Annotated in this window: 21 protein-coding genes and 1 pseudogene; 11 read left to right on the forward strand and 11 right to left on the reverse strand. The window is 70.4% G+C overall.

What is annotated here, in order from left to right; translation table 11 throughout:
• Nucleotides 1–34 precede the first annotated feature (34 nt).
• Nucleotides 35–520, forward strand: a complete 486-nt coding sequence (locus tag H6927_06510; GenBank protein MCP5217752.1) for a thioesterase family protein — start codon at nucleotides 35–37, stop codon at nucleotides 518–520.
• On the opposite strand, the gene H6927_06515 is transcribed toward H6927_06510, so the two are convergent.
• On the reverse strand, nucleotides 505–990 hold the full coding sequence (locus H6927_06515; GenBank protein MCP5217753.1) for an acyl-CoA thioesterase: 486 nt from the start codon (nucleotides 988–990) through the stop codon (nucleotides 505–507). The two genes, H6927_06510 and H6927_06515, sit on opposite strands and share 16 nt — an antisense overlap.
• A gap of 44 nt (nucleotides 991–1,034) precedes the next feature.
• Between H6927_06515 and H6927_06520 the strand changes: the two genes are divergently transcribed.
• From H6927_06520 to H6927_06540, 5 genes are all read left to right on the forward strand, one after another.
• Nucleotides 1,035–2,855, forward strand: coding sequence for an ABC transporter ATP-binding protein/permease (locus H6927_06520; GenBank protein MCP5217754.1), 1,821 nt, complete (start codon nucleotides 1,035–1,037; stop codon nucleotides 2,853–2,855).
• Between the two features lie 92 nt (nucleotides 2,856–2,947).
• Nucleotides 2,948–3,844: a transporter substrate-binding domain-containing protein gene (locus tag H6927_06525; GenBank protein ID MCP5217755.1), complete on the forward strand. Its 897-nt coding sequence runs from the start codon at nucleotides 2,948–2,950 to the stop codon at nucleotides 3,842–3,844.
• A gap of 116 nt (nucleotides 3,845–3,960) precedes the next feature.
• On the forward strand, nucleotides 3,961–4,719 hold the full coding sequence (locus tag H6927_06530) for an amino acid ABC transporter permease (protein ID MCP5217756.1): 759 nt from the start codon (nucleotides 3,961–3,963) through the stop codon (nucleotides 4,717–4,719).
• A gap of 1 nt (nucleotide 4,720) precedes the next feature.
• Nucleotides 4,721–5,389: an amino acid ABC transporter permease gene (locus tag H6927_06535; protein MCP5217757.1), complete on the forward strand. Its 669-nt coding sequence runs from the start codon at nucleotides 4,721–4,723 to the stop codon at nucleotides 5,387–5,389.
• Between the two features lie 24 nt (nucleotides 5,390–5,413).
• Entirely contained in the window at nucleotides 5,414–6,151 is a 738-nt protein-coding gene (locus tag H6927_06540; protein ID MCP5217758.1) for an amino acid ABC transporter ATP-binding protein, read from the forward strand.
• 59 nt (nucleotides 6,152–6,210) lie between these two features.
• Here the strand turns inward: H6927_06540 and H6927_06545 are convergent, their stop codons facing one another.
• The 3 genes from H6927_06545 to H6927_06555 all read right to left on the reverse strand — a co-directional run bounded on the left by H6927_06545 (nucleotide 6,211) and on the right by H6927_06555 (nucleotide 9,383).
• Complete coding sequence (locus H6927_06545) at nucleotides 6,211–7,254, reverse strand: DctP family TRAP transporter solute-binding subunit (GenBank protein ID MCP5217759.1); 1,044 nt, start codon at nucleotides 7,252–7,254, stop codon at nucleotides 6,211–6,213.
• 76 nt (nucleotides 7,255–7,330) lie between these two features.
• On the reverse strand, nucleotides 7,331–8,629 hold the full coding sequence (locus tag H6927_06550; GenBank protein MCP5217760.1) for a TRAP transporter large permease: 1,299 nt from the start codon (nucleotides 8,627–8,629) through the stop codon (nucleotides 7,331–7,333).
• Between the two features lie 169 nt (nucleotides 8,630–8,798).
• Complete coding sequence (locus H6927_06555) at nucleotides 8,799–9,383, reverse strand: TRAP transporter small permease (GenBank protein MCP5217761.1); 585 nt, start codon at nucleotides 9,381–9,383, stop codon at nucleotides 8,799–8,801.
• Nucleotides 9,384–9,789: 406 nt separating this feature from the next.
• Here H6927_06555 and H6927_06560 point away from each other — a divergent pair, with 406 nt between their 5' ends.
• Nucleotides 9,790–10,197 carry a GreA/GreB family elongation factor gene (locus tag H6927_06560; protein MCP5217762.1) on the forward strand — a complete coding sequence of 136 codons (408 nt, stop codon included), beginning with the start codon at nucleotides 9,790–9,792 and terminating at the stop codon, nucleotides 10,195–10,197.
• A 14-nt stretch (nucleotides 10,198–10,211) separates the two neighbouring features.
• A complete protein-coding gene (gene pyrC, locus H6927_06565; GenBank protein MCP5217763.1) occupies nucleotides 10,212–11,252 on the forward strand; it encodes a dihydroorotase in 1,041 nt (346 codons plus the stop codon).
• Between the two features lies 1 nt (nucleotide 11,253).
• Here pyrC and H6927_06570 read toward each other — a convergent pair whose 3' ends face one another.
• Nucleotides 11,254–12,411, reverse strand: a complete 1,158-nt coding sequence (locus tag H6927_06570) for a low temperature requirement protein A (protein ID MCP5217764.1) — start codon at nucleotides 12,409–12,411, stop codon at nucleotides 11,254–11,256.
• A gap of 80 nt (nucleotides 12,412–12,491) precedes the next feature.
• Here H6927_06570 and H6927_06575 point away from each other — a divergent pair, with 80 nt between their 5' ends.
• Nucleotides 12,492–13,301 carry a DUF3025 domain-containing protein gene (locus tag H6927_06575; protein ID MCP5217765.1) on the forward strand — a complete coding sequence of 270 codons (810 nt, stop codon included), beginning with the start codon at nucleotides 12,492–12,494 and terminating at the stop codon, nucleotides 13,299–13,301.
• Here the strand turns inward: H6927_06575 and H6927_06580 are convergent.
• The 5 genes and pseudogenes from H6927_06580 to H6927_06600 all read right to left on the reverse strand — a co-directional run bounded on the left by H6927_06580 (nucleotide 13,270) and on the right by H6927_06600 (nucleotide 19,413).
• The gene (locus H6927_06580) at nucleotides 13,270–15,330 is read right to left on the reverse strand and encodes a histidine kinase (GenBank protein ID MCP5217766.1); all 2,061 of its coding nucleotides are present in this window, start codon (nucleotides 15,328–15,330) and stop codon (nucleotides 13,270–13,272) included. The genes H6927_06575 and H6927_06580 overlap by 32 nt on opposite strands.
• Nucleotides 15,320–16,048 carry a response regulator transcription factor gene (locus H6927_06585; GenBank protein ID MCP5217767.1) on the reverse strand — a complete coding sequence of 243 codons (729 nt, stop codon included), beginning with the start codon at nucleotides 16,046–16,048 and terminating at the stop codon, nucleotides 15,320–15,322. Before H6927_06585 ends, H6927_06580 begins: the two co-directional genes overlap by 11 nt.
• 180 nt (nucleotides 16,049–16,228) lie before the next feature.
• The gene (locus H6927_06590; protein MCP5217768.1) at nucleotides 16,229–16,861 is read right to left on the reverse strand and encodes a phage tail protein; all 633 of its coding nucleotides are present in this window, start codon (nucleotides 16,859–16,861) and stop codon (nucleotides 16,229–16,231) included.
• A gap of 308 nt (nucleotides 16,862–17,169) precedes the next feature.
• Nucleotides 17,170–17,304 (reverse strand): annotated as a pseudogene (locus H6927_06595) (collagen-like protein).
• A 525-nt stretch (nucleotides 17,305–17,829) separates the two neighbouring features.
• Complete coding sequence (locus H6927_06600) at nucleotides 17,830–19,413, reverse strand: AAA family ATPase (GenBank protein ID MCP5217769.1); 1,584 nt, start codon at nucleotides 19,411–19,413, stop codon at nucleotides 17,830–17,832.
• Nucleotides 19,414–19,582: 169 nt separating this feature from the next.
• Between H6927_06600 and H6927_06605 the strand changes: the two genes are divergently transcribed.
• Nucleotides 19,583–21,649 (forward strand): IPTL-CTERM sorting domain-containing protein, encoded by a 2,067-nt coding sequence (locus H6927_06605; GenBank protein ID MCP5217770.1) that lies wholly within the window; start codon nucleotides 19,583–19,585, stop codon nucleotides 21,647–21,649.
• A 114-nt stretch (nucleotides 21,650–21,763) separates the two neighbouring features.
• On the opposite strand, the gene argE is transcribed toward H6927_06605, so the two are convergent.
• The gene (argE, locus tag H6927_06610; protein ID MCP5217771.1) at nucleotides 21,764–22,921 is read right to left on the reverse strand and encodes an acetylornithine deacetylase; all 1,158 of its coding nucleotides are present in this window, start codon (nucleotides 22,919–22,921) and stop codon (nucleotides 21,764–21,766) included.
• A gap of 138 nt (nucleotides 22,922–23,059) precedes the next feature.
• Here argE and htpX point away from each other — a divergent pair, with 138 nt between their 5' ends.
• A complete protein-coding gene (gene htpX / locus H6927_06615; protein ID MCP5217772.1) occupies nucleotides 23,060–23,929 on the forward strand; it encodes a protease HtpX in 870 nt (289 codons plus the stop codon).
• Nucleotides 23,930–23,931 lie beyond the last annotated feature (2 nt).

Below are 23,931 nucleotides of genomic sequence, written 5' to 3' on the forward strand. Positions count from 1 at the left end.
GATTATGATAGTTGACCCGCTTGCTGCCTGAACCATGAGCCCCAAAGCCCCTGTCCCCGCCCGGCCCTTCGAGCCCGCCTTCGTCGCCAGCCTGTCGCAGCTGTTCGAGGAGCGCATCGTCTTCAACACCCTGCTGGGCCTGAAGGTGACCGAGCTGTCGGGCGAGCGCGTGTGCTGCGGCATCGACATGCGGCCCGAGCTGATCGGCCACTACCAGCACCAGCGCCTGCACGGCGGCGTGATCAGCGCGGTGCTGGACGCCACCGCCGGCCTGGCGGTGATGGCGGCCATCGGCGCGCGCCACATGGACGAGCCGCCCGAGCAGCGCCTGGCGCGCTTTGCCAAGCTGGGCACGATCGATCTGCGCATCGACTACCTGCGCCCCGGCGTGGGCCCGCATTTCAGGGCCGAGGCGCAGGTGCTCCGCCTGGGCTCGCGCGTGGCCAGCACGCGCATGGCCTTTCACGGGGCCGACGGCGGCCTGCTAGCCACCGGCGCGGCGGCCTACATCGTGTCCTGACGCAGCGGTGTCGCCAGGTCGCGCACCGGCACCTCGCGCGGCCGCCCGTCCTCGTCGATGGCCACGTAGGTCAGCTGCGCCTCGGTCACCTTGATGTAGCGCCCCTGGTTGCGGATGCGCTCGGCATACACGCCCACGTTCACCGTCATCGAGGTGCGGCCGATGCGCTCCATCTTGGCCACCAGCGAGAGGATGTCGCCCACCCGCACCGGCTGCCTGAAGATGAACTGGTTGACCGCCACCGTGGCCATGCGCCCCTGCGCATAGCGCGCGGGCAGCACCGAGCCGGCCAGGTCCACCTGGGCCATCACCCAGCCGCCGAAGATGTCGCCGTTGGCGTTGGCGTCGCTGGGCATGGGGATGACCTTCAGCACCAGCGTGTGGTCGGCGGGCAGGGGCTCGAACGGGGCGTTGACCGGCTCCTCGTTGGGCGGGCGCAGCAGGGTGGTTGGGCGGGGATCGGATGGCATCGGCACAATGTCCTGTGAGGAATCGATGAATGGCATTTTCCAACATGCGCGCCGCCGCTGAGCCCATGCCCATGCCCGCCGGCACGGCCTCCCAGTCGGACTGGCGCACGCTGGCGCGCCTGGCGCCCTACCTGTGGCGCTACCGCTGGCGCGTGGGCGCGGCGCTGCTGATGGTGACCGGCGCCAAGCTGTCCAACGTGGGCGTGCCGCTGCTGCTCAAGGCGCTGGTCGACCGCATGAACGTCAAGGCCAGCGACCCGCTGGCGCTGGTGGTGGTGCCGGTGGGCCTGCTGCTGGCCTATGGCCTGCTGCGCCTGATGACCACCGTGTTCACCGAGCTGCGCGAGCTGGTGTTTTCCAAGGCCACGCAGGGCGCCACGCGCCAGGTGGCGCTGCAGACCTTCGAGCACCTGCATTCGCTCAGCCTGCGCTTTCACCTGGAGCGCCAGACCGGCGGCATGACGCGCGACATCGAGCGCGGCGTGCGCGCCATCGAGTCGCTGGTGACCTATTCGCTGTATTCCATCGTCCCCACGGCGGTGGAGGTGGCGCTGGTGCTGGCCATCCTGGGCACGCGCTTCGACGCCGGCTTCGTCTGGATCACGCTGGCGGCACTGGGCGCCTACGTGGTGTTCACCGTGTGGGTGACCGAGTGGCGCACGCACTTTCGCGTCGAGGCCAACGCCGCCGACTCGGCCGCGCACAACCACGCCATCGACTCGCTGCTGAACTACGAGACCGTCAAGTACTTCGGCAACGAGGGGTTCGAGGCGCGCCGCTACGACGAGAGCCTGCGCCGCTACCAGCGCTCGCGCCTGAAGTCGCAGTCGTCGCTGTCGCTGCTCAACACCGGCCAGCAGCTCATCATCGGCATCGGCCTGGTGGCCATGCTGTGGCGCGCCACCGCCGGCGTGGCCGACGGGCACCTGTCCATCGGCGACCTGGTGATGATCAACGCCTTCATGATCCAGCTGTACATCCCGCTCAACTTCCTGGGCGTGATCTACCGCGAAATCAAGCAGAACCTGACCGACCTGCACCGCATGTTCGCGCTGATGGACCGTCCGCGCGAGGTGGCCGACGCGCCCGGCGCGCCCGACCTGCACACCAACGGCCCGGTGGACGTGAGCTTCGAGCACGTGGACTTCGCCTACGAGAGCAACCGCCCCATCCTGCACGACGTCAGCTTCACCATTCCGGCTGGCAGGACGGTGGCGGTGGTGGGCCCCTCGGGCTCGGGCAAGTCCACGCTGGCGCGGCTGCTGTTCCGCTTCTACGAGCCGCAGGCCGGCAGCGTGCGTATCGCCGGGCAGGACATCCGCGGCGTCACCCAGGCCAGCGTGCGCCGGGCCATCGGCATCGTGCCGCAGGACACGGTGCTGTTCAACGACACCATCGCCTACAACATCCGCTACGGCCGCCCCGCGGCCACCGACGAGGAGGTGCACGCCGCCGCGCGCGCCGCGCGCATCCACGACTTCATCGTCTCCACGCCCAGGGGCTACGACACCGTGGTGGGCGAGCGCGGCCTGAAGCTGTCGGGCGGCGAGAAGCAGCGCGTGGCCATCGCCCGCACCCTGCTGAAGGACCCGCCGGTGCTGATCTTCGACGAGGCCACCAGCGCGCTGGACTCGGCCAACGAGCGCGCCATCCAGGCCGAACTGGCCAGCGCCGCGCAGGGCAAGACGGCGCTGGTCATCGCGCACCGGCTGTCCACCATCGTCGATGCGCACCAGATCCTGGTGATGGAGCACGGCCGCATCGTCGAGCGCGGCACCCACCTGCAACTGCTGGCCGCGCACGGCGCCTATGCACAGATGTGGGCGGTTCAGCGAAGTAATCAACACAATCCGGAGGCCAATTAAGGGTTCACCACTAGACGGGGGTTCGTAGAATGGCAATCCCTAGGAACGCGCCTGAAGCGTTTCTCATCTGTTTTTTTGAAAGGTTCCCTGACATGAAGAAGCAACTGCTGGCTTTCTCCATCGTGGCACTGAGCGCCGGCGCCGTCATGGCGCAGGCCCCCGACACGCTGGCCAAGATCAAGGAGCGCGGCGCCGTCAACCTGGGCGTGCGCGACTCGTCGGGCCTGGCCTTCACGCTGGGTGGCGGCAAGTACGTCGGCTTTCACACCGAGATGGCCGAGCGTATCGTCGGCGACCTGGCCAAGGACGTGGGCAAGCCCTTGACGATCAACTACCAGGTCATCACCTCGCAAAACCGCATTCCGCTGATCCAGAACGGCACCATCGACTTCGAGTGCGGCTCCACCACCAACAACAAGGCGCGCCAGAAGGACGTGGACTTCGCCTACACCACCTACGTCGAGGAGGTGCGCATGGCGGTCAACACCAAGTCCGGCATCAAGTCCATCAAGGACCTGAACGGCAAGACCGTGGCCACCACCACCGGCACCACCTCGGTGCAGACCCTGCGCAAGAACGAGCGCGCCGAGGGCATCGACTTCAAGACCGTGCAGGGCAAGGACCATGCCGACAGCTTCCTGCTGCTGGAGGCCGGCCGTGCCGACGCCTTCGTGATGGACGGCTCCATCCTGGCGGCCAACATCGCCAAGGCCAAGAACCCGAAGGACTTCGCCATCGTGGGCGAGGTGCTGTCGGTCGAGCCCATTGCCTGCATGCTGCCCAAGGGCGATGCCAAGCTGAAGAAGGCCATCGACGATTCCATCGTGCGCCAGATCAAGGACGGCTCGCTGGCCAAGCTGTACGACAAGTGGTTCATGCAGCCGATCCCGCCCAACAACGTCAACCTGAACATGCCGGCATCGGAAGGCACCAAGAACGCCTGGGCGCACCCCAACGACAAGCCGATGGAAGACTACGGCAACAAGTGATCGCGCAGCAGCGCGCGTTGATGGCGTGAGCTGCATGGACGCCCACTTGGCCTCAAGTGGGCGTTCGTGGTTATGAAGGTCGCGGATCGGGCCGGTTCGGTCGCAGGAGGGTCGTGATGGCAATGGATTGGATGGTGTTCTGCAAGGACACCCTCACCGGCGATGTGATGCCTGGCTGCCTTGGCAGCGGGCGCGACATCACCTATCTGAACTGGCTGTTCTCGGCCTGGGGCTGGACGGTGTCCGTCTCCCTCACGGCGCTGGTGGTGGCGCTGGTGGTCGGCTCGCTGATCGGCGTCATCCGCACCCTGCCCAGCAGCCCCTGGCTTGCGCGGCTGGGCAATGCCTGGGTCGAGCTGTTTCGCAACATCCCGCTGCTGGTGCAGATCTTCCTGTGGTACTTCGTGCTGCCGGCGCTGGTGCCGCCCATGAAGAACTTTCCGCCCTTCATCCTGGTGGTGCTGGCGCTGGGCCTGTTCACCTCGGCGCGCATCGCCGAGCAGGTGCGCGCCGGCATCCTGGCGCTGCCCAAGGGCCAGCGCTACGCCGGCATGGCGCTGGGCTTCACCACGCCGCAGTACTACCGCTACGTGCTGCTGCCCATGGCCTACCGCATCATCATCCCGCCGCTGACCAGCGAGTCGATGAACATCTTCAAGAATTCGGCAGTGGCCTTTGCCGTGTCCATCCCCGAGCTGACGCAGTACGCGCTGCAGGTGGGCGAGGAGACCGCGCGCCCGATCGAGGTCTACCTGGCCGTCACCGTGCTCTACGCCATCTCGGCGCTGGTGATCAACCGCATCTTCGCCTGGATCGAGAAGCGCGCCCGCGTGCCGGGTTTCGTCTCGTCGGGTACCGGCGCAGGGGGGCATTGAGATGCTCAATCTTGATTTCTCCCTGCTCAACTGGGGCCTGATCCAGAACTTCATCCTCAAGGGCCTGTGGTTCAGCATCTTCCTGACGGCGGTGGCCACCGCCGGCGGCATCTTCTTCGGCACGCTGCTGGCGCTGATGCGCCTGTCGGGCAGGAAGTGGCTGGACGCGCCGGCGGCGCTGTACGTCAACGTCATGCGCTCGGTGCCGCTGGTGATGGTGATCCTGTGGTTCTTCCTGCTGGTGCCGCTGATGATCGGGCGGCCCATCGGCGCCGAGTATTCGGCCGTCGTCACCTTCGTCGCCTTCGAGGCCGCCTACTTCAGCGAGATCATGCGCGCGGGCATCCAGTCGATCCCGCGCGGCCAGGTGTTCGCCGGCCAGGCCGTGGGCATGACCTATGCGCAGAACATGAAGCTGGTGATCCTGCCGCAGGCCTTCCGCAACATGCTGCCGGTGCTGCTGACGCAGACCATCATCCTGTTCCAGGACACCTCGCTGGTCTACGCCATCGGCGCCTACGACCTGCTCAAGGGCTTCGAGACCGCCGGCAAGAACTACGGCCGCCCGATCGAGACCTACCTGATGGCGACGGTGACCTACTTCGTCATCAGCTATTCGCTGTCGTCGGTGGTCAAGGCCATCAACAAGAAAATCGCCATCATCCGATAAGGAGATCGTCCCATGTCCTCCTCCATGATTCAGATCAAGAACGTCTCCAAGTGGTACGGCCCGGTGCAGGTGCTGCACGACTGCTCGCTGGAGGTCGCCAAGGGCGACGTGGTGGTCGTCTGCGGCCCCTCGGGCTCGGGCAAGTCCACGCTCATCAAGACCGTCAACGCGCTGGAGCCGGTGCAGCAGGGCGAGATCGTCGTCAACGGCATCACCGTGACCGACCCCAAGACCGACCTGCCCAAGCTACGCAGCCAGGTCGGCATGGTGTTCCAGCACTTCGAGCTGTTCCCGCACCTGTCGGTCACCGAGAACCTGACCATCGCCCAGATCAAGGTGCTGGGCCGCAAGCCCGACGACGCCAAGGTGCGCGGCCTGAAGATGCTCGACCGCGTGGGCCTGATGGCGCACAAGGACAAGTTCCCCGGCCAGCTGTCGGGCGGCCAGCAGCAGCGCGTGGCCATTGCGCGCGCGCTGTCCATGGACCCCAACGTGATGCTGTTCGACGAGCCCACCTCCGCGCTCGACCCCGAGATGGTGGGCGAGGTGCTGGACGTCATGGTCAAGCTGGCCAGCGAGGGCATGACCATGATGGTGGTCACGCACGAGATGGGCTTTGCCCGCAAGGTGGCCAACCGCGTGATCTTCATCGACGTCGGCGGCCATATCCTGGAGGACTGCAGCAAGGACGAGTTCTTCAACCATCCCGAAAACCGTCAGCCGCGCACCAAGGACTTCCTCAGCAAGATCCTGCAACACTGATTGGGCACGGCGCAAAAAAACGCCCCGCGTCGCGGGGCGTTTTTGCATGCCTCAGGCGCTCACTTCTTGCGCGCCGCGATCGCCTTCTCGGCCATGGTGACCAGCTCGGTGCCCACCTGCGGCTTCCACTTGTCGTAGACCGGCTTGGTGGCCTTGACGAAGGCGGCGCGCTCGTCGGGCGTCAGCTCGGTGATGGTCACGCCCAGCGCGGCGATGTCCTTGAGCAGCGGCTGGCCCGGCTCGGCCAGGCCCTTGCGGGCCAGGGCGATCTCTTCCTTGCCGGCCTCGAGGGCAGCCTGGCGCACGGCCTCGCGGTCCTCGGGCGTCCAGGAGGCCCAGATGTCCTTGTTGACCACGAACACCAGCGGGTCGGCCACGTAGTGCCACATGGTCACGTACTTCTGGCCCACCGTCTGCAGCTTGGCGGCGGTGAAGATGCTCATCGGGTTTTCCTGCCCGTCCACCGCGCCGCTGGCGAAGGCCGGCTGCGCGTCGGCCCAGCTCATCTGCGTCGGGTTGGCGCCCAGGGCGGTGAAGGTGTCGATGAACAGCGGCGAGCCGACGATGCGGATCTTCAGGCCCTTCATGTCCGCCGGTGTCTTGATCGGGTGCTTGGAGTTGGTCAGCTCGCGGTAGCCGTTCTCGCCCCAGGCCAGCGGCACCACGCCTGCCTTGCCGAGGGTGGTGAAGATGTCCTTGCCCACCTGCCCCTGGGTCAGCGCGTCGATGGCGGCGTAGTCGGGCATCAGGAAGGGCAGCGAGAACAGGTTGAGCTGCTTGACCTGCGGCGACCAGTTGATGGTGGAGCCGATGGCCATGTCGATCACGCCCTGGCGCAGGGCGGAGAACTCGCGCGTCTGGTCGCCCTGGATCAGCGAGACGCCGGGGTACAGCTTGATGTTGATGCGCCCCTGGGTCTTTTCCTTGACCTTGTTGGCCCAGATCTCGCCGCCCTTGCCCCAGGGGAAGGCGGTGCCCACCACCAGGGACATGCGGTACTCGGACTTGTACTTGCCTTGCGCGGCGGCGGGCAGGCTGGTGCCCAGGGCCAGCGCGGCGGTGGCGGCGGCGGCCACCGTGAGCAGGGTGCGGCGAAGCTTCATGGTCGAGGTCTCCTCAGGTTGCTACACAAAAAATAGCTGCTTGCGCTTGATCGGCGCGGGTCAACGCCCAAAAACATCAATAACCCAGCGCATGCGGCAGCCACAGCGCCAGTTGCGGCCAGATGATGACGGCCACCAGCACCAGGCCCATGGCCAGCAGCATCGGCCACACCCAGCGGATGGTCTGCTCCATGCGCACGTTGGCGATGCGGCACGACACCATCAGGTTGACCGCCAGCGGCGGCGTGAACTGGCCCAGCGACACCTTCAGCGTCAGCAGCACGCCGAACCATACCGGGTCCCACTTGTAGTGCTCGACGATGGGCCACAGCAGCGGCACGAAGATCAGGAAGATCGACACGCCGTCCAGGAACATGCCGATGGTGATGAGCATCAGGATCAGCAGCGAAAGCACGCCGTACTCGCCCAGGCCCGAGTTGACGATGGCGTTCGTGATCGGGTCGATCACCCCCAGCGTGGACAGCGAGAAGGCGAAGATGCCCGCCAGCGCCACCACGATCAGGATGACGGCCGACAGCTCGCCCGACTCCTTCAGCACGATGATGACGTCGCGCCAGGTCATGGTGCGGTGAATCACCATGCCCACGAACAGGCCGTAGAACACCGCCACCACGGCGGCTTCGGTCGGCGTGAACCAGCCCATGCGCATGCCGCCCAGGATGACCACCGGCGCCAGCAGGCCCCAGATGGATTCGATGAAGCTCTTGAGGATGGGCGGCCTGGGCAGGCTGGCCTCCAGCTGGCCCATCTTGTGGCGCCGCGCCATCCACACCGCCGGCACGATCAGCGCCAGGCCGGCCAGCACGCCGGGGATCATGCCGGCGGCGAACAGCGCCGGCACCGAGGCGCCCGACACCAGCACCGAATAGATGATGAAGGCCACCGAGGGCGGGATCAGGATGTCGGTGGCCGCCGCCGCGCCCACCACGCTGGCCGAGTAGCTGGCCGGGTAGCCCGCGCGGTTCATCGCCGCGATCATCACCCCGCCCACGGCCGCGGCGTTGGCCGGGCCCGAGCCCGAGATGCCGCCCAGGAACATCGCCACCGCGATGGCCACCAGCGGCAGCATGCCCGGCCCGCGCCCCACCAGCGCGATGGCGAAGTTGACCAGGCGCTGCGCCACGCCCGAGCGGTCGAAGATCGAGCCCACCAGCACGAACATGGGCACCGCCAGCAGCGGGTACTTGCCCAGGCCGGCGTAGAAGTTCTGCGGCACCGCCAGCAGGCCGAACCACTGCGCGTCGCTGTTGGCCAGCGCGATGGCCGCCGCGCCCGCCAGCCCGAGGGACGCGCCGATCGGCACGCCCAGCAGCATGGTGACGATGAAGAGGGTGAAGAGCAGCGTCGCGATCATGGAACTTGGCCCCCACGCTTCGCTGCTGCGCATGCTGCGCTGCCCCCCGAGGGGGCGTTCGCCGCCTTGGGGCGGCCCGGCGGCGGCTCAAGGTCCCCACGCTTCGCTGCTGCGCATGCTGCGCTGCCCCCCGAGGGGGCGTTCGCACCTTCGGACGGCCGTGCGGTGCTCATGGCGCCTGCTCCTCGTCGCGCACCTCGGCCGAGGTTGGCATCTCGGGGTTCTCGGCCGCCGGCCGGCCGCCGCGCAGCATCAGGCCGATGGCGCGCAGCGCGATGGCGATGGAGACGATGGGCAGCCAGATCGAATACCACCATTGCGGCACGCCGATGCCGGGCGAGGTCTCGCCGTACTGGATGTCGTCCCACACCAGCCGCACCGACAGCACCGCCATCAGGACGAACAGCAGCGCCACCAGCGCCGCGCCCAGGACGGCCAGCGCGCGCTGGCGCTTCTCGGGGCCGCTGTCGGCGAAGAACTCGATGCGGATGTGCCGGTTGCGCGCCACCGCGGCCGAACTGGCCACCATGGCCAGCAGGATCATCAGGAACACCGACACCTCCTCCGTCCAGGCAAACGAGGCGTCGGTGAAGTAGCGCACCAGCACGTTGGCGAAGGTGATCAGCGCCAGCAGCGCCATGATGATGACCGTCAGCCAGTCCTCGATCGCCAGGGGCACGCGGGCTTTTTCAGGGGCCGGGGAGGAGGCCGGGTCGGCGGCCGGCGGACTCGTGCTGGGATCGGGAGCGGACATGGGGACGCGGAGGGCCAAAAAAACGGCTGACCCCTTGATCAACCGTACAAGCGCCCTATCTTAAAGGCGCCGGCAAGGCTTTGGGCCGGTCCTGCGGCTATCATTGATCCATGCAAACCCTGAGCGTCCTGCCCGTGCGCGTCCCCGCGCACCTCGACGCGGCCCCCGCGGCCGCCGGCAGGGCGCGCGCGCGCCGGGTGCCTCACGTGATCTGGCGAGCCCGCACGGCTCGCGCGGCCCGCCTCGCGGCCGCACTCGCCTGAGCCCGACGGTCCCGCTGCACCCCCTCGCACCCGCACAGCGCCCCCACCGATCGTCGGGCCCGCACCGCACCGGCGCCGTGACCGCTTTGCCTGACCTCGCCCACCCGGGCGCTTTTCCCTCGTTCGCCCGCACAGGAGCCACCATGACCGACACCGCCTTTGGCCGCACCATCACCGACCTGGACCACATCCGCCTGTACAAGCTGCTGCAGCGCCAGGGCTTGGCCGACGATGCCCCGCTGGCCGAGCTGATCGACGCCGCCGAGATCGTCACGCCGCAAACCGTCGCCCCCGACGTCGTCACCATGCTCACGCGCGTGCGCGTGGCCGACCTCGCCGGCGGCACCGAGCGCAGCCTGACCCTGTGCTACCCGCCCGAGGCCGATGCCGCGCGCGGCTTCATCTCGGTGCTGTCGCCCCTGGGCACCGCGCTGCTGGGCCTGCGCGCGGGCGAGAGCGCACGTTGGCGCGGCGCCGATGGCAAGCCCGGCGAGGTGGTGGTGCGCGCCATCGAGTCCCAGCCCGAGGCCAATGGCGACTACACGGACTGAACGAAAATGGCGCGATGACTGCCCCGCAAACGCTCACCCTCACCCGCCCCGACGACTGGCACCTGCACGTGCGCGACGGCGCCGCCCTGGCCGCCGTGGTGCCGCACACGGCGGCGCAGTTCGCGCGCGCCATCGTCATGCCCAACCTGCGCCCGCCGGTCACCACCGCCGCGCAGGCGCTGGCCTACAAGGCGCGCATCCAGGCCGCGGTGCCGGCGGGCGTGGCCTTCGAGCCGTTGATGACGCTGTACCTGACCGACAACACGCCGCCCGATGAGATCGCGTGCGCGCAGGCGGCCGGCGTGGTCGCGCTCAAGCTGTACCCGGCCGGCGCCACCACCAACAGCGACGCCGGCGTGACCGACGTGCGCAAGACCTACAAGGTGCTGGAGGCCATGCAGCGCGCGGGCCTGAAGCTGCTGGTGCACGGCGAGGTGACCGACCCCGAGATCGACCTGTTCGACCGCGAGGCGGTGTTCATCGAGCGCGTGCTGAGCCCGCTGCGGCGTGACTTGCCCGAGCTGAAGATCGTCTTCGAGCACATCACCACGCGCGAGGCCGCGCAGTACGTGCAGCAGGCCGATGCCAACCTGGCCGCCACCATCACCGCGCACCACCTGCTGTACAACCGCAACGCCATCTTCCAGGGCGGCATCCGCCCGCACTACTACTGCCTGCCGGTCTTGAAGCGCGAGCAGCACCGCCAGGCCCTGGTGCAGGCAGCCACCAGCGGCAGCCCCAAATTCTTTCTGGGCACCGACAGCGCCCCGCACCCCGCGCAGCTCAAGGAGCACGCCAGCGGCTGCGCCGGCTGCTACACCGCGCACGCCGCGCTGGAGCTGTACGCCACCGCCTTCGACGCCGCTGGCGCGCTGGACAAGCTGGAGGGTTTTGCCAGCCACCACGGCCCCGACTTCTACGGCCTGCCGCGCAACACGGGCACCGTGACGCTCAAGCGCGAAAGCTGGACGCCGCCCGACAGCTACCCCTTCGGCGACGCGGTGCTCAAGCCGCTGGCCGGGGGCGAGGCGCTGGCGTGGCGGCTGATGGCTTGAATCAGGCTCGCCGCCCGCGCTCCTGCGCCACAATCGCCATCACCGGCCCCAGCGACAGCAGCAGCAGGCCCCAGGGCAGCGGCAGCCCCCGCGCCACCGCCAGCGGCCCCAGGCCGATGCAGGCCAGCACCAGCAGGGTGAGGGCGATCTGCCGCTGCGGCGCGCGCGTGGCGTGGCGGTGCAGCGCCCAGATCGAGGCCACGTAGATGGCCTGCGGCACGGCCACGGCGCTGACGGCGGCCAGCGCCGTGGCGCCATCGGGCTTCATGGCGTCGGCCACCACCTCCAGCCCGCTGCCCACGGCGGCCAGCGCGGCGAAGGTGACGTAGTGGCCGTAGCCCCAGCCGAAGCTGCGCTCGCGGTGCGCGTGCAGCGCCGCGCCCGAGGGCAGCAGGAAGTACATCCACCACAGGCAAAAGGCCAGCAGCGCGCCGCCCAGGCCCACCAGCGCCAGCTCGGCCGTCAGGCCGCTGGCCTGCACCAGGTTGCTGACGGCGTTGGTGGCGCCCAGGATGCTCTCGCCCAGAATCATGATGACGAAGCCGCTGTAGCGCTCGGCGATGTGGTGCGCGTGCCAGGGCGTGGGCGGGCCGCGCGTTTCGGCCCACACGGGCACGGCCAGCTCCAGCAGCACCAGCAGGCCAAACGCGGGCCAGGCCGCGCCGGCCGGCAGCCAGCCGTGCGCGCCGGCCGCGTAGTTGGCGATCCACAGCGCCTGCACGGCCGCCACGCCGCCGGCGTAGCGCAGGCAGGTGGCGCGCCGCGCCGCGTCGCCCTGCGCCGCGCGCAGCCACTGCAGGCACAGCGGCAGGCGCATGGCGGCGTAGCCCACCACCGCCAGCAGCGTGCGGCCCTCGAACAGGCCCGGCACGCTGGTGGCGAAGATCAGCACGCCCACCATCTGCAGCAGCGTCAGCACGCGCCAGACGGCGTCGTCGCTGTCGTAGGCCGAGCTGAACCAGGTGTAGTTCATCCACGCCCACCAGATGGCGAAGAAGGCCAGCAGGTAGCCCGGCAGCACCTGCAGCAGGTGGCCGGCGCCTTCGGCGTGGTGCAGCTGCGCGGCGGCCAGCGCCACGCCGACCACGAAGGTCAGATCGAACAGCAGCTCCAGCGGCGTGGCCGTGCGGTGCTGCTCGTGAATGTCGCGCCCGCGCAGGGTGGTTGGCTGGACGCAGGCTTCGGTCATCGGGTCTCCCTGGGTGTGTGGCACGATCGGCGGCCATGGTAAGGCAAGCGATGTGGACGGCGGCGGTGGGCCTGGCTGCGCCCGAGTGGGCCGCGCCCTGGTTTGCGCCCTGGCGCGGCGTGGGCTCGGCCGTGTGGCGCGCGGCTGGATCTGGGGCCGCGGCGCCGGGCACGGTGGCGGCGGCGCTGAATGCCTGCGCCGCGCCCGCTATCCCGGTGCGCTTCGTGCCAGCGGTCGAGGTGCCGGCCGATGCGGCCTACGAAGCCTTCATCGCCCGCCGGCGCGCCGTGCCCACGCGCGACAACCTGCACGACGCCTTCAACGGCCTGGCGTGGCTGCGCCTGCCGGCCGCCAAGGCGCGCCTGAACGCGCTGCAGGCGGCCGAGATCGCGCGCGACGGCGTGCGTGCCACGCGCGGGCCGGTGCGCGACGCGGCCACCGTGTTCGACGAGAACGCCGTGCTGCTGCACGCGCCCGATGCGCTGTGGCAGGCGCTGCGCGAGCGCCGCTGGGCCGAGCTGTTCGGCCCGCTGCGCCCGCTGTGGGCCGGCACGCGCGTGCTGGTGTTCGGCCATGCCGCGCTGGAAAAGCTGGTGGCGCCCTACAAGTCCATCACCGGCCACGTGTGGCGCGTGGCGCCGGCGTTCGATCCGGCGGGCGATCTGCAGGCGCTGGACGAGTGGCTGGCCGCCGACCTGACGGCCGACCGGCTGGCCGCCAAGCCCTTTGCGCCGCTGCCGCTGCTGGGTGTGCCGGGCTGGTGGGCGGGCAACGAGGACGCCGGTTTTTACGACGACGCGCAGGTATTTCGGCTGGCGCGGCCTGGCGTCATTGGCCCGCATCCGGCGGCGGCCGGGTGATCAGAAAGCCGCTGTCGTCGGCCCGCTCGCCCGGCCCCTGCAAGGGCAGCCACAGCGTGAACACCGTGCCGCCGCCGGGCTGCGGCGCCCAGTCCACGTGCGCGCCCAGGGCCTGCGCGCGCGCCTGCACGTTGCCCAGGCCCTTGCGGCCGGGCTGGCGCGTGCCGGGCGGGGGCGGGGCAAAGGGGCGGCCGTCGTCCTGCACCTGCACCTGCACGCCGGGCGCGCCGTCGCGCTCGGCCGGCGCCGTGCGCAGCGTGATGGCCCGCGCGCCGCTGTGCTTGACGATGTTGGCCAGCACCTCCTGCACGATGCGCAGCACGTGCAGCGCGTTTTGCGCGTCCAGCCAGGGCAGGGGCGGCACCTCCTGCACCTGCCAGTGCAGCACCAGGCCGGCGCCCTCCAGGCGCGGCGCCAGCCGAAAGCGCAGGCCGGCCAGCAGCGCCAGCAGGTCGGCGTCCACCGGCTCCAGCGAGTCGATGGAGATCTTCAAATCGTCGATGCTCTCGCGCAGCACCTGCGCCACGTCCACCTCGCCCGGGCGGCCCTGCTCGACCCAGCGCAGCGCGCTCATCAGCGAGGAGCCCACGCCGTCGTGCATCTCGCGCATCAGGCGCTGGCGCTCGGCCATCAGCGTCTGCTCGCGCTCCACCTGGCGCAGGCGCGCGTGGCTGGCGGCCAGCTCACGCTCGCGCTCGGCCAGGCGCCGCGCCAGCGTGGCCTGGGCCTGCGCGGCCACGTCCAGCGCCCGCACGTAGCGCGTGTAGGCGATCAGCAGGAACATCGCGAACAGGCCGACGTAGACATACGGCGTGTAGTAGATGTCTTCCAGGTTGCCCTGGTAGCTTTGCAGCCGCAGGTCGTGGATGCCGATGGGCAGCGACAGCAGCAGCCAGCCGGCCAGCAGCGCGCTGGACCACGAGCGGGTGCGCAGCGCCCCCCACACGCCGATGCCGATCACCACCAGCGCCGGCGGCGCCAGCGCCATGCGCGCCAGCGGCAGCGCGGTGCCCAGCGGCAGCCCCAGCCCCGGCAGCGTGGCCAGCGTCAGCACCAGCGCATACAGCACCATGGCCCAGGCCAGCCGCGGCAGCCGCAGCCGGTTGATGACGCACAGAAAGAAAAACGAGCACAGGTTGGCGCCCAGCGCGCCCAGCACGTAGGTGAGCCAGGCAAACCAGTCGTCGGTGATGCCGAAGCCTTCGTTGTCCACCAGGTAGTGCAGCGTGGACAGCAGCTGGAACACCGACATCAAAAAAAACAGCAGGTACAGGCGCTCGTCGCGCCGGCGCCGCAGCAGCCAGAGCCCCAAAGCAAACACGCCGATCACCAGGTACGAGCCGCGCGAGAACGCCACCAGGTCGGCCTGCGCCAGCGTGCGCGCGCGCCAGGACAGCTTGAGCGCCTCGGCCGGCCCCGCCCACAGCGTGCTCAGCGCGCCGCCCGCGTCGCGCTGGCTGGCCATGCGCAGGTGCAGCGCCAGCGGCTGGCCCGGCGGCGCCACGCCGCCCAGGTCGATCCACACCGGGCGGTTGAAGCTGTTCCACACCCGCCCGTCGCCGCGCGACTGCCACAGCAGCCGCCCGTTGCCGTACACCGCCAGCGTGCCCAGCGTCTGCCAGCGCGGCAGGTACAGCCGCGGCCCCTGGGGCGTGGCCGCCAGCGCGGCGGCCGGCACCTGCAGGCGAAACCACGACACCTCGGGCGCGGCCTGCGCGTCGGCCAGGGTGCTGGCCACCGCGCGCGGCTGCGTGTGCGGCAGAGCCACCGTGTGCCAGGCGGTGGCCGCGTCCAGCACGCCGTCGCCCGCCTGCGCCAGCGAGTCCGGCGGCGCCCAGTCGGTCGAGGGCGAGTGCCACAGCTGGGCCTGCGTCAGGTGCGCCGGCGCCGGCCCCACGGCCGTGGGCGCGCAGCCCGCGAGCGCCAGCAAGGCCGCCGCCAGCATCAGGGTTACTATTGAAAATATAGCTGCCTGCGCACTGCGGATGCTGGCCAGGACCCTGTTTTTTATACAAACGTCAAGTCGCATCGAGCAGCCCTTGCCGCGCCGCCTCCCGCACCGCCGCCGCGCGCGACTTGACCTGCAGCTTGGCGTAGATGCGCCGCACGAAGGTGCGCGCGGTGTGCTGCGACACGTCCAGCGCCTGCGCCACCTCCACCAGCGTGTGTCCGCGCGACACCAGGCGCAGCACCGCCATCTCGCGCGCCGACAGCGGCGGCAGGCCGTCGGGGGCGGGCGCCGCCGTGCCCACGCCCGGCGGTGGCGCGTCGGCCAGCCGCGCGTGCAGCAGCAGCTTGCGCGCCACCAGCGGGTTGATCGGGCTGCCGCCGGCGTGCAGGCTGCGCACCTCCTGCACCACGGTCTCGGGCGTCGCGTCCTTCAGCAGGTAGCCCATGGCGCCGGCCTGGATGGCGGCCAGCACGTGCGCCTCGTCGCCGAAGATGGTGCACACCATGGGCGCGCAGGCCGGCCAGTGCCGGCGCGCATGGGCAATCACGTCCAGCCCGCTGCCGTCGGGCAGGCCCAGGTCCACCAGCAGCACGTCCAGCGGCGCGCCGGGCAGCCGCGCCAGCGCCTGCGCGTGGGTGGCGGCCACCCAGGCCAGGCGCATGTCCGGCGCCGACCCGATGGCCAGCGCCAACCCCTCGCGGCAGGCGGCATCGTCTTCCACCACGGCCACCGCCATGCCCTCGGCGGCCGGCGCGGGGCGAGCGGGCTCGGGGGCGGTTGGCGGGGCGGTCGGCATGGCGCGAAGGGGGGTGTCGGCCGTCCGGTCTGGCCCGGGCAGCCGGCCCGATCTTGACGCAAAGCCCCGCGCTTGTCTTGTCGCCATTTCGGGGGACACATCGAGGGCCACGCGCCCGCCAGTCCTTTGGCGCGTGGCCCGGATGGGCTGCGCGTCAGCGGCGGGCGCAGGCAACGGTGGTCATGGCTGGCTTGGATAGACGCCGAACACATTAATGCACCAGCGCATGCCCAGGTAGGGGTTGCGGATGGGAACCGGCTGCCCTCCGCCTGTCGCGCCGATGCTGTTTGCCGCCAGCGCCGTGTCCGCAGAGCCTTGCACGTAGCTGCCGGCGTTCTGGGTCACGGCCAGGGCGCGGTCGTTGGCCGGTGCCGCATGCGTGGCCGGCTGGCTGCTGGCCTGCAGCGCATGGGTGTGCGGCGGCAACTGGGATGTGAACAAGGTGACGGTTTCCGTGCCGCCGCTTTGGCCCCGCACCACCGGTGACAGGCCCGGGCCCGTGCCTTGTCCCACCGGCACCCGGCCGCGCAGGTCCGGCAAGGCAAAGGTGCTCTGCCCATTGCCGCCGTAGCTGGTGCCGAGCAGTGAGTACAGGGCCGGGTTATCCGAGATCGACAGCATTTGTCCATTGGCCTCCAGCCAGTCCTTTGGGCAGTAGCTACTGGCGACCAGCATCAGCTGGCCCATGAAGGGTTCGGTCTGGGCGTGCGCCGCCGGCAGGTGGGCCGCGGCCAGCAGCAGGCCGGCCAGCGCCGCGCGCCAGGGGGTGCGGGTGTGGATGGAGCGGCCCGGCAGGGTTTGGGGTGCGTGCATGAAGAATCTCCGGCTCGAGGGCGATGTCAGCGGGCGGCCAAAAAGCAGATGCTGGATACCGTTTCGTTGGCTTCCAGCCAGCCCACGGCCAGCACTGCGCCATTGACGCCGGTGGTGGCGCCCACGGCCAGGCTGCGGCCGCTGCTGGCGCGTGCGTCCATGATGAAGCTGGCGGCACCGCCCAGCGGGGTGGTGTAGCTGACGGTGTAGGTGGTGCCGCTGAGGGCCACGTTGTAACCCGAGCCGCTGAGGATGGCGCCAGTGCGGTCGAAGCAGCCGTGCCGCACCTCGCTCAGGCCGGTGATCCCCGATCCGGCTGGCCCGATGGGGCCCTGCAGTCCGATGGGGCCAGGGGGGCCGACGACCCCGGTTGCTCCGGTGGGTCCGGCCGGTCCGGTGGGGCCCGTGGCGCCCTGCGGGCCGGTGGGCCCAGTCGGGCCGGTGAGTGCCTGCGGATCGCACTGGCCCAGCACGCCGTTGGCGTCGCGGCACACCACGCCGGGGTACTGGGGCGCGGTCACCAGCCCGGGCACCTGGACGCGCCCATCGGGCATCACCACCAGGGCCGGCGTGGCCGGCGCCGAGTTGATGACCACACTGCCGCCACTGGGGGGCGTGACGGTGACGTTGGCCGCCGGCGCGGCGGCGCCCACGGTGGTCAGGCCGGTGGCCAGCAACGCAGTTCGCAGGTTCATCAAGAGCTCCGTCAAGAAATTCAAGGGGGTGGGCATCAGGCGCCCGTGTGCGGCGCGCGTCGGCGTGCCTTGGGCGCCTGCATGGCCGCATCGAAAAGCGTCGGATTGTTTCGAAAGTAGGAAAATTGTATAAATTGACGCGAGGCAAGGATACATGGGGTATCCACTCGGGGTGGCCCGGAAGCGACGGTGGTATGGGTAGCCGGTGATTGGGTGTCCAATTGGCCGCTGGCCCTTGTCGATCCAGCGCAAACAGCTATCGTTACAAGAGCGTCAACCCGGCGGCAGGGCCGCGTCCCAGGCCTGCCAGTCGACGGCATCCCGGGTGTCGATGCGCAGCGCCTGCGCGGCCTCGTCGGCTAACAAAGGCTCGCGCTGGGCCAGCTGGTCCTGCAGCACCGCCAGGTCGGCCTCGGACGCATCGCCGCCGCCGGCGTGGCGCTGGCGCACGCGCTCGCGCAGCACGGGCTCGGGCGCGTCGAAGGCCAGGATGCGCCAGGGCATATCCAGCGCCTGGGCCAGCGCGATGAAGGGCCTGCGCCGCGCGCGGCGGATGAAGGTGGCGTCCACCAGCACTGGCTGGCCGGCCTGCAGCAGCGTGCGCGCCACGCCCAGCAGGTGGGCGAACACGCGCTCGCTGGCGTCCTCGCCGTAGATGCCGCCCGGCACGCCGGCGCTGCTGGCCTCGGGCGCCAGGCCGAACAGGCGCTTGCGCTCCACGTCGGCGCGCAGGCGCACCAGGGCGCGCTGCTCGATCAGGGCCTGCGTCTGGCTGCTCTTGCCCGAGCCGCTGACGCCCATGGTCAGCCCCAGCCAGGGGCGGCGCGGCGCGGCCAGCCGGGCGGCCAGGCGCACGTGGCGCTGCGCGTCGGCCAGGGCCTGGGCGCCGCCGCCTTGCCCGGCCCGCAGCGCGGCCACCTTGGCGCGCACCAGGGCGCGGTAGCTGGCGTCCCAGGGCAGGCGGGCCACGGCGCCGAAGTCGCCGCTGCACTCCAGCCAGCGGTTGAGAAAGCGCCAGGCCAGCGGCGCCAGCCCGTGCGCGTGCAGGTCCATGAACACGAACGCGATGTCGCAGGCGGTGTCGATCCAGCGCAGCTGCGGGTTGAACTCGATGGCGTCGAACAGGCGCGCGCGGCCGTCCAGCCACAGCAGGTTGCCCAGGTGCAGGTCGCCATGGCCCTCGCGCACCCGGCCGGCGGCGCGGCGCTGGGCCATCAAAGGGGCCAGTCGCCCGTATTCCGCCTGCGTCCATTGCTTCAGATGTTGTAGCGTCTCGGCCAGCTCGGTGCCGGCCAGCAGGGCGGCCAGGGGGGCGAAGTTGTCCTGCGCCCGCTGCGCCAGCTCGTCCGGGCGGCCCCAGGGGCTGTTGGCCGCGGCCACCGCGGCCTGGGCCTGGAAGGCGGCCACCTCGCGCGCCAGCGCGTCGATGGGCTCGGGGCCCAGCTGGCCGCGCGCGGCACGTTCGGACAGCAGCGCGTCGTCGGGAAAGCGGCGCATGTGCACCGCCCAGTCGATGGCGCCTCGCGCGTCGCCGCCCAGGCGCGGCGCATCGGGCGTGCCGGTGACGGGCAGCACCTGCAGGTACAGATCGGGCGCGCTGCGGCGGTTGATGCGCAGCTCCTCCTCGCACGCCGCGCGGCGCTGCTCGGGCGTGCCGAAGTCCAGAAAGTCGAGCGTGAGGGGCTTTTTCAGCTTGTAGGCGTGCGGGCCGGCCAGCAGCAGCCAGGAGATGTGCGTCTCGATGCGCCGCACCGCGCCGCCCGGGTGCTCGGCCTGCAAGCGGCGCTGCAGGCCGTCCACCAGGCGGGCCGTGGCGGCCTCGGCGCTGGCGCGGGGCGGTGGAGTCAGGACGGGCATGGGCGGTGTCCACTGTAGCGGAGCGTCCCGCGCCCTGGGCCGCCCGCCGGCCCATCAGGGTTTTCCTGAAGCCGGTTTGGGGGACATACAAACAGATTCACATTCGATAGGCTTGATACCCGACTGAATTCCGCATGCTTTGGCTGTCACCGCCACCCAGGGAAGTCCCATGAGAAAAACGATCCTGCCGCGCCTCGTCCCCCTGCTGGCCGCGCTGGCCCTGGCCGGCCCGCTGCACGCGGCCACGCTCACCGTCATCAACGGCGCCGACAGCGGCGCGGGCAGCCTGCGCCAGGCGCTGGTCGATGCGGCCGCGGGCGACGTCATCGTCTTTGCCAGCGGCGTCACCCAGGTCCTGCTGGACAGTCCACTGGAGATCGACAGGAACCTGAGCATCAACGGCCCCGGCGTCACGCTGGACGGCCAGCTCAAGGGCCGCGTGCTGCACGTGGCCGCCGGCGCCAGCGCCACCCTGCAGGGCCTGACCATCACCCGCGGCCTGCTGGCCGGCAAGGGCATCGACTGGAACGGCAGCGCCGACTCCGGCTCGTCCTGGGGCGCGGGCATCCGTAACGACGGCGCGCTGGTGCTCGACGGGGTTCAGGTGGTGGGCAACTACGCCACGGGGGGCGGTGGGGGCGGCGGCGAGTTTTATGGCGGTGGCGGTGGCGGTGGCGGGGTGCGAGTGTCGGTGGGTGGGACGTGGTTGTATGGCGCGGGAGGGACGGGTGGCGTTGGTTACCCTAGCTATGTAGGAGGCGCTGGCGGCACCGACAGCCCGGCAGGCGGCAGCGGTGTCAGTAACGAAAATGGTGGCTCCGGAAGCAATGGCGGCGGTGCGGGCGGTGGCGGCATCAGTGGCAGTGGCGGTGGCGGTGGTTGGGGTGGTGGTGGCGGTGGCGGTGGGTGGTGGGGTGCCGGTGGCGGAGGTTATGGGGGTGGTGGCGGTTATGGTTTTGGGGGTGGAGGCAGCGATGGGACCAATGGTGGTAGCAGTGCCAGCGACGAGTTCGGAGCAGGCGGTGCCGGCGGCGGGCCCGGAGCTGGGGGTGACGCGGTGGGATACGGTGGAGGTTTCGGTGGCGGCGGCGGTTACGCCACGCTGGCCGGCGTGTGGGTGGGCGGCGGCGGCGGCGCGGCGGGCAACAGCGGCAGCGACGGCGGCGCGGCGGCCGGCGGCATCTACAACGCGTCGGGCGCCACGTTGACCATTCTGGGTGCCGGCTGCGCCGTCGGCGCCAACCTGGCGGCCGGCGGCGGCGGCCCGGGGTACCGTGGCGGCGGCCAGGCCGTGGGCGGGCTGTGGAACGATGGCACGCTGGGCATCACGGCGGCCTGTCTGGCCGCCGTCAGCGGCAACGCGGCGGGGGCCGGGCGCAACGGCCAGGGCACGGGGCCGGCCGCTTCAGACAACGACCTGCGCGGCCCGGCCGCGGCCGTGCTGGATTTGAGCGTCGCCGTCAGCGGCGCAGGCAGCGTCTCGGCCGGGGCCACGCCAACACCCTTCAGCGGCGGCATCAACACCTGCACCAGCGCGGGCGGCGCGGCTTGCACGGCAACCTATCTGGAGACCACGCCGGCCGGCAACGTCACCCTTGCCGCCAGCGCGGCGCCCGGGCAGATCTTGGCGCAATGGGGCGGCGCCTGCAGCGGCAGCGCGCCCGATTGCACCGTCGCCATGGACCAGGCGCGTGCCGTGACGGCCCAGTTCGTGCCGGTCGTCACCACCTTCAGCGGCACCACCGTGCCCCCCAGCGGCGCGGGCGGGCCGGCCACGGCGCAGTTCACGGGCGGCGGGCCGGCCTGCCGGTTCGACCTGGCTGCCACCGCCTTCATCGCCGCGCCTGCGCCGCCGCCGCAGGGACAAAGGCTGCCGCAGGGCATGTTCCAGTTCAAGCTGATCGGCTGCGACAGCACGCCGGTGAGCATGAGCATCGCCTGGCCGCGGCCGGTGGGCAACCTCATCAAGTGGGGCGTGGCAAGCACGGGCGCGGCGCCCAGCTATTTCGCGCCGGAAGGCCTGAACGTGAGCGGCAACACCAGCACCTTCACCGTGACCGACGGGCAAAAGGGCGACGACGACTGGGTGGTGAACGGCACCATCGTCGACCCGGTGGGGCCGATCGTCAGCACCGAGGTGGCGCCGATCCCGGCGCTGGGCCCTTGGGCGCTGGCGCTGCTGGGCCTGCTGGCGGCCGGTTTCGGGCTGGGGGGCCTGCGGCGGCGGCCTGCTTGAGCAACCGTGTCGGCCGTCGGGCGATGGCGTGCCGGGCGCGAGCGTTCGATTTAAAGCCGGATCGCCTGTTTGCGCCCGCCGATCAAGCCGCGTCAGCTATCAAACCAAGAGCGTTCAGCAGAGCGACTCGGCGATCCGCCGCAAGAAGCGGTCGCACTGCGCCAGCTGCTCCAGCTCGACCCATTCGTCGGCCTTGTGCGCCTGCTCGATGGAGCCGGGGCCGCACAGCACGGCGGGGATGCCGGCCTGGGTGAACTGGCCGGCCTCGGTGCCGTAGGCCACCTTGCGCACGCCGCGGTCGTCGGTGAGGGCGCGCACCAGGGTGGTGATGGCGGCCTGCTCGCTGGCGTCCAGCGCGGCCACGGAGGCGCCGCATTCGATGTCGATGCGCGCGCCGGCGTATTCGCGCCGCATGCGCGGCAGCAGCTGTTGGTCGACGTAGCGCCGCACGTCGGCCTGGATGTCCTCGGCGCCGTGGCCGGGCAGGTGGCGAAAGTCGAAGCTGAAGGTGCACGACTCGGGCACGGTGTTGGCGGCGATGCCGCCGGCGATCAGGTTGGTGGTGATGGTGCTGTACGGCACGTCGAAGGCCTCGTCGTACGGGCCCTGGGTGCGCCAGGCGTCGGCCAGGTCGCGGATGTGGCAGATCAGCCGCGCGGCGTATTCGATGGCGTTGCAGCCCTGCGGCGTGAGCGAGGAATGCGCCGCCCTGCCGTGCACCCTGCAGTGGAAGAAGTAGCCGCCTTTGTGCGCCACCACGGGCTTCATCGACGTGGGCTCGCCCACCACGCAGCCGTCGGCGCGGATGCCGCGCGCCTGCAGCTCGCGCAGCATGACGGGCGCGCCCAGGCAGCCCAGCTCCTCGTCGTACGAGAAGGCCAGGTGCAGCGGCTTTTTGCGCGGCATGGCCAGCGCCTGCGGCACCAGGGCCAGGCTGCTGGCGATGAAGCCCTTCATGTCGCAGCTGCCGCGCCCGTACAGGCGGCCGTCGCCCTTGTCGGTCAGCCTGAAGGGGTCGCTCGTCCAGTCCTGGCCGTCGACCGGCACCACGTCGGTGTGGCCCGACAGCACGATGCCGCCCTGCGTCTGCCCGTCCTGCGCGGGCAGGGTGCAAAACAGGTTGGCCTTGCTGCCTTCGGCGTTGGCGGCCAGCCAGGGCGCCAGGCCGTGGCCGGCCAGCGCGTCGCGCACGGTCTCGATCAGGCCCAGGTTGGAGTTGCGGCTGGTGGTGTCGATGGCGACCAGGCGCTCGAGCCAGGCTGGGGTGGTCATGGCATAAGTCCTCGAAATGTTTCTGCAGTGTAGGACAGCCGCGCGGGGAACCGCGGGGCTTGAATCGGCTCCAATTGCCCCTACCATTCGCGCCAGCCCCGGCACCCTGACCGGCGGCGGCCTTTCTTGAGGGAATCCATGAAGCGCATTGCATTGTTCGTGCTGACCAACCTGGCCGTGATGGTGGTGGTGGGCATCGTCACCAGCCTGCTGGGCGTGGGCCGCTACACCGGCACCAACACCGTGCAGCTGATGATCTTCTCGCTCGTCGTCGGCTTCTCGGGCGCCATCGTGTCGCTGCTGATGAGCAAGACCGCGGCCAAATGGAGCATGGGCGTGCAGGTCATCGAGACGCCGCGCAATGCCGACGAAGCCTGGCTGGTGGAGACGGTGCGCGGCTTTGCCGACAAGGCCCACATCGGCATGCCCGAGGTGGGCATCTACGAGGGCGAGCCCAACGCCTTTGCCACCGGCGCGTTCAAGAACTCGGCCCTGGTGGCCGTGTCCACGGGCCTCTTGCGCGGCATGACGCGCGAGGAGGTGGAGGCCGTGCTGGGCCACGAGATGGCCCACGTGGCCAACGGCGACATGGTGACCATGGCGCTGATCCAGGGCGTGATGAACACCTTCGTGATGTTTGCCAGCCGCGTGATCGGCTCGCTGGTGGACGGCTTTCTGCGCCGGGGCGACGACCGCAGCGGGCCGGGCGTCGGCTACTACGTCGTGTCCATGGTGCTGCAGATCGTGTTCGGCTTTCTGGCCGGCATCGTGGTGGCGTGGTTCTCGCGCCAGCGCGAGTTTCGCGCCGACGCCGGCTCGGCCCAGCTGATGGGCAACCCGCGCAACATGATCGCCGCGCTGCAGCGCCTGGGCGGCATGCACGCCGAGGGCGCCGAGATGCCCAAGAACCTGGCGGCCATGGGCATTGCCGGCAGCATCGGCGAGCTGTTTGCCACCCACCCGCCGATGGAGCAGCGCATCGCGGCGCTGCAGGCCTTGGGGCGCTGAGT

The sequence above is a fragment of the Burkholderiaceae bacterium genome, from assembly GCA_024235995.1.
Classification (GTDB): domain Bacteria; phylum Pseudomonadota; class Gammaproteobacteria; order Burkholderiales; family Burkholderiaceae_C; genus Ottowia.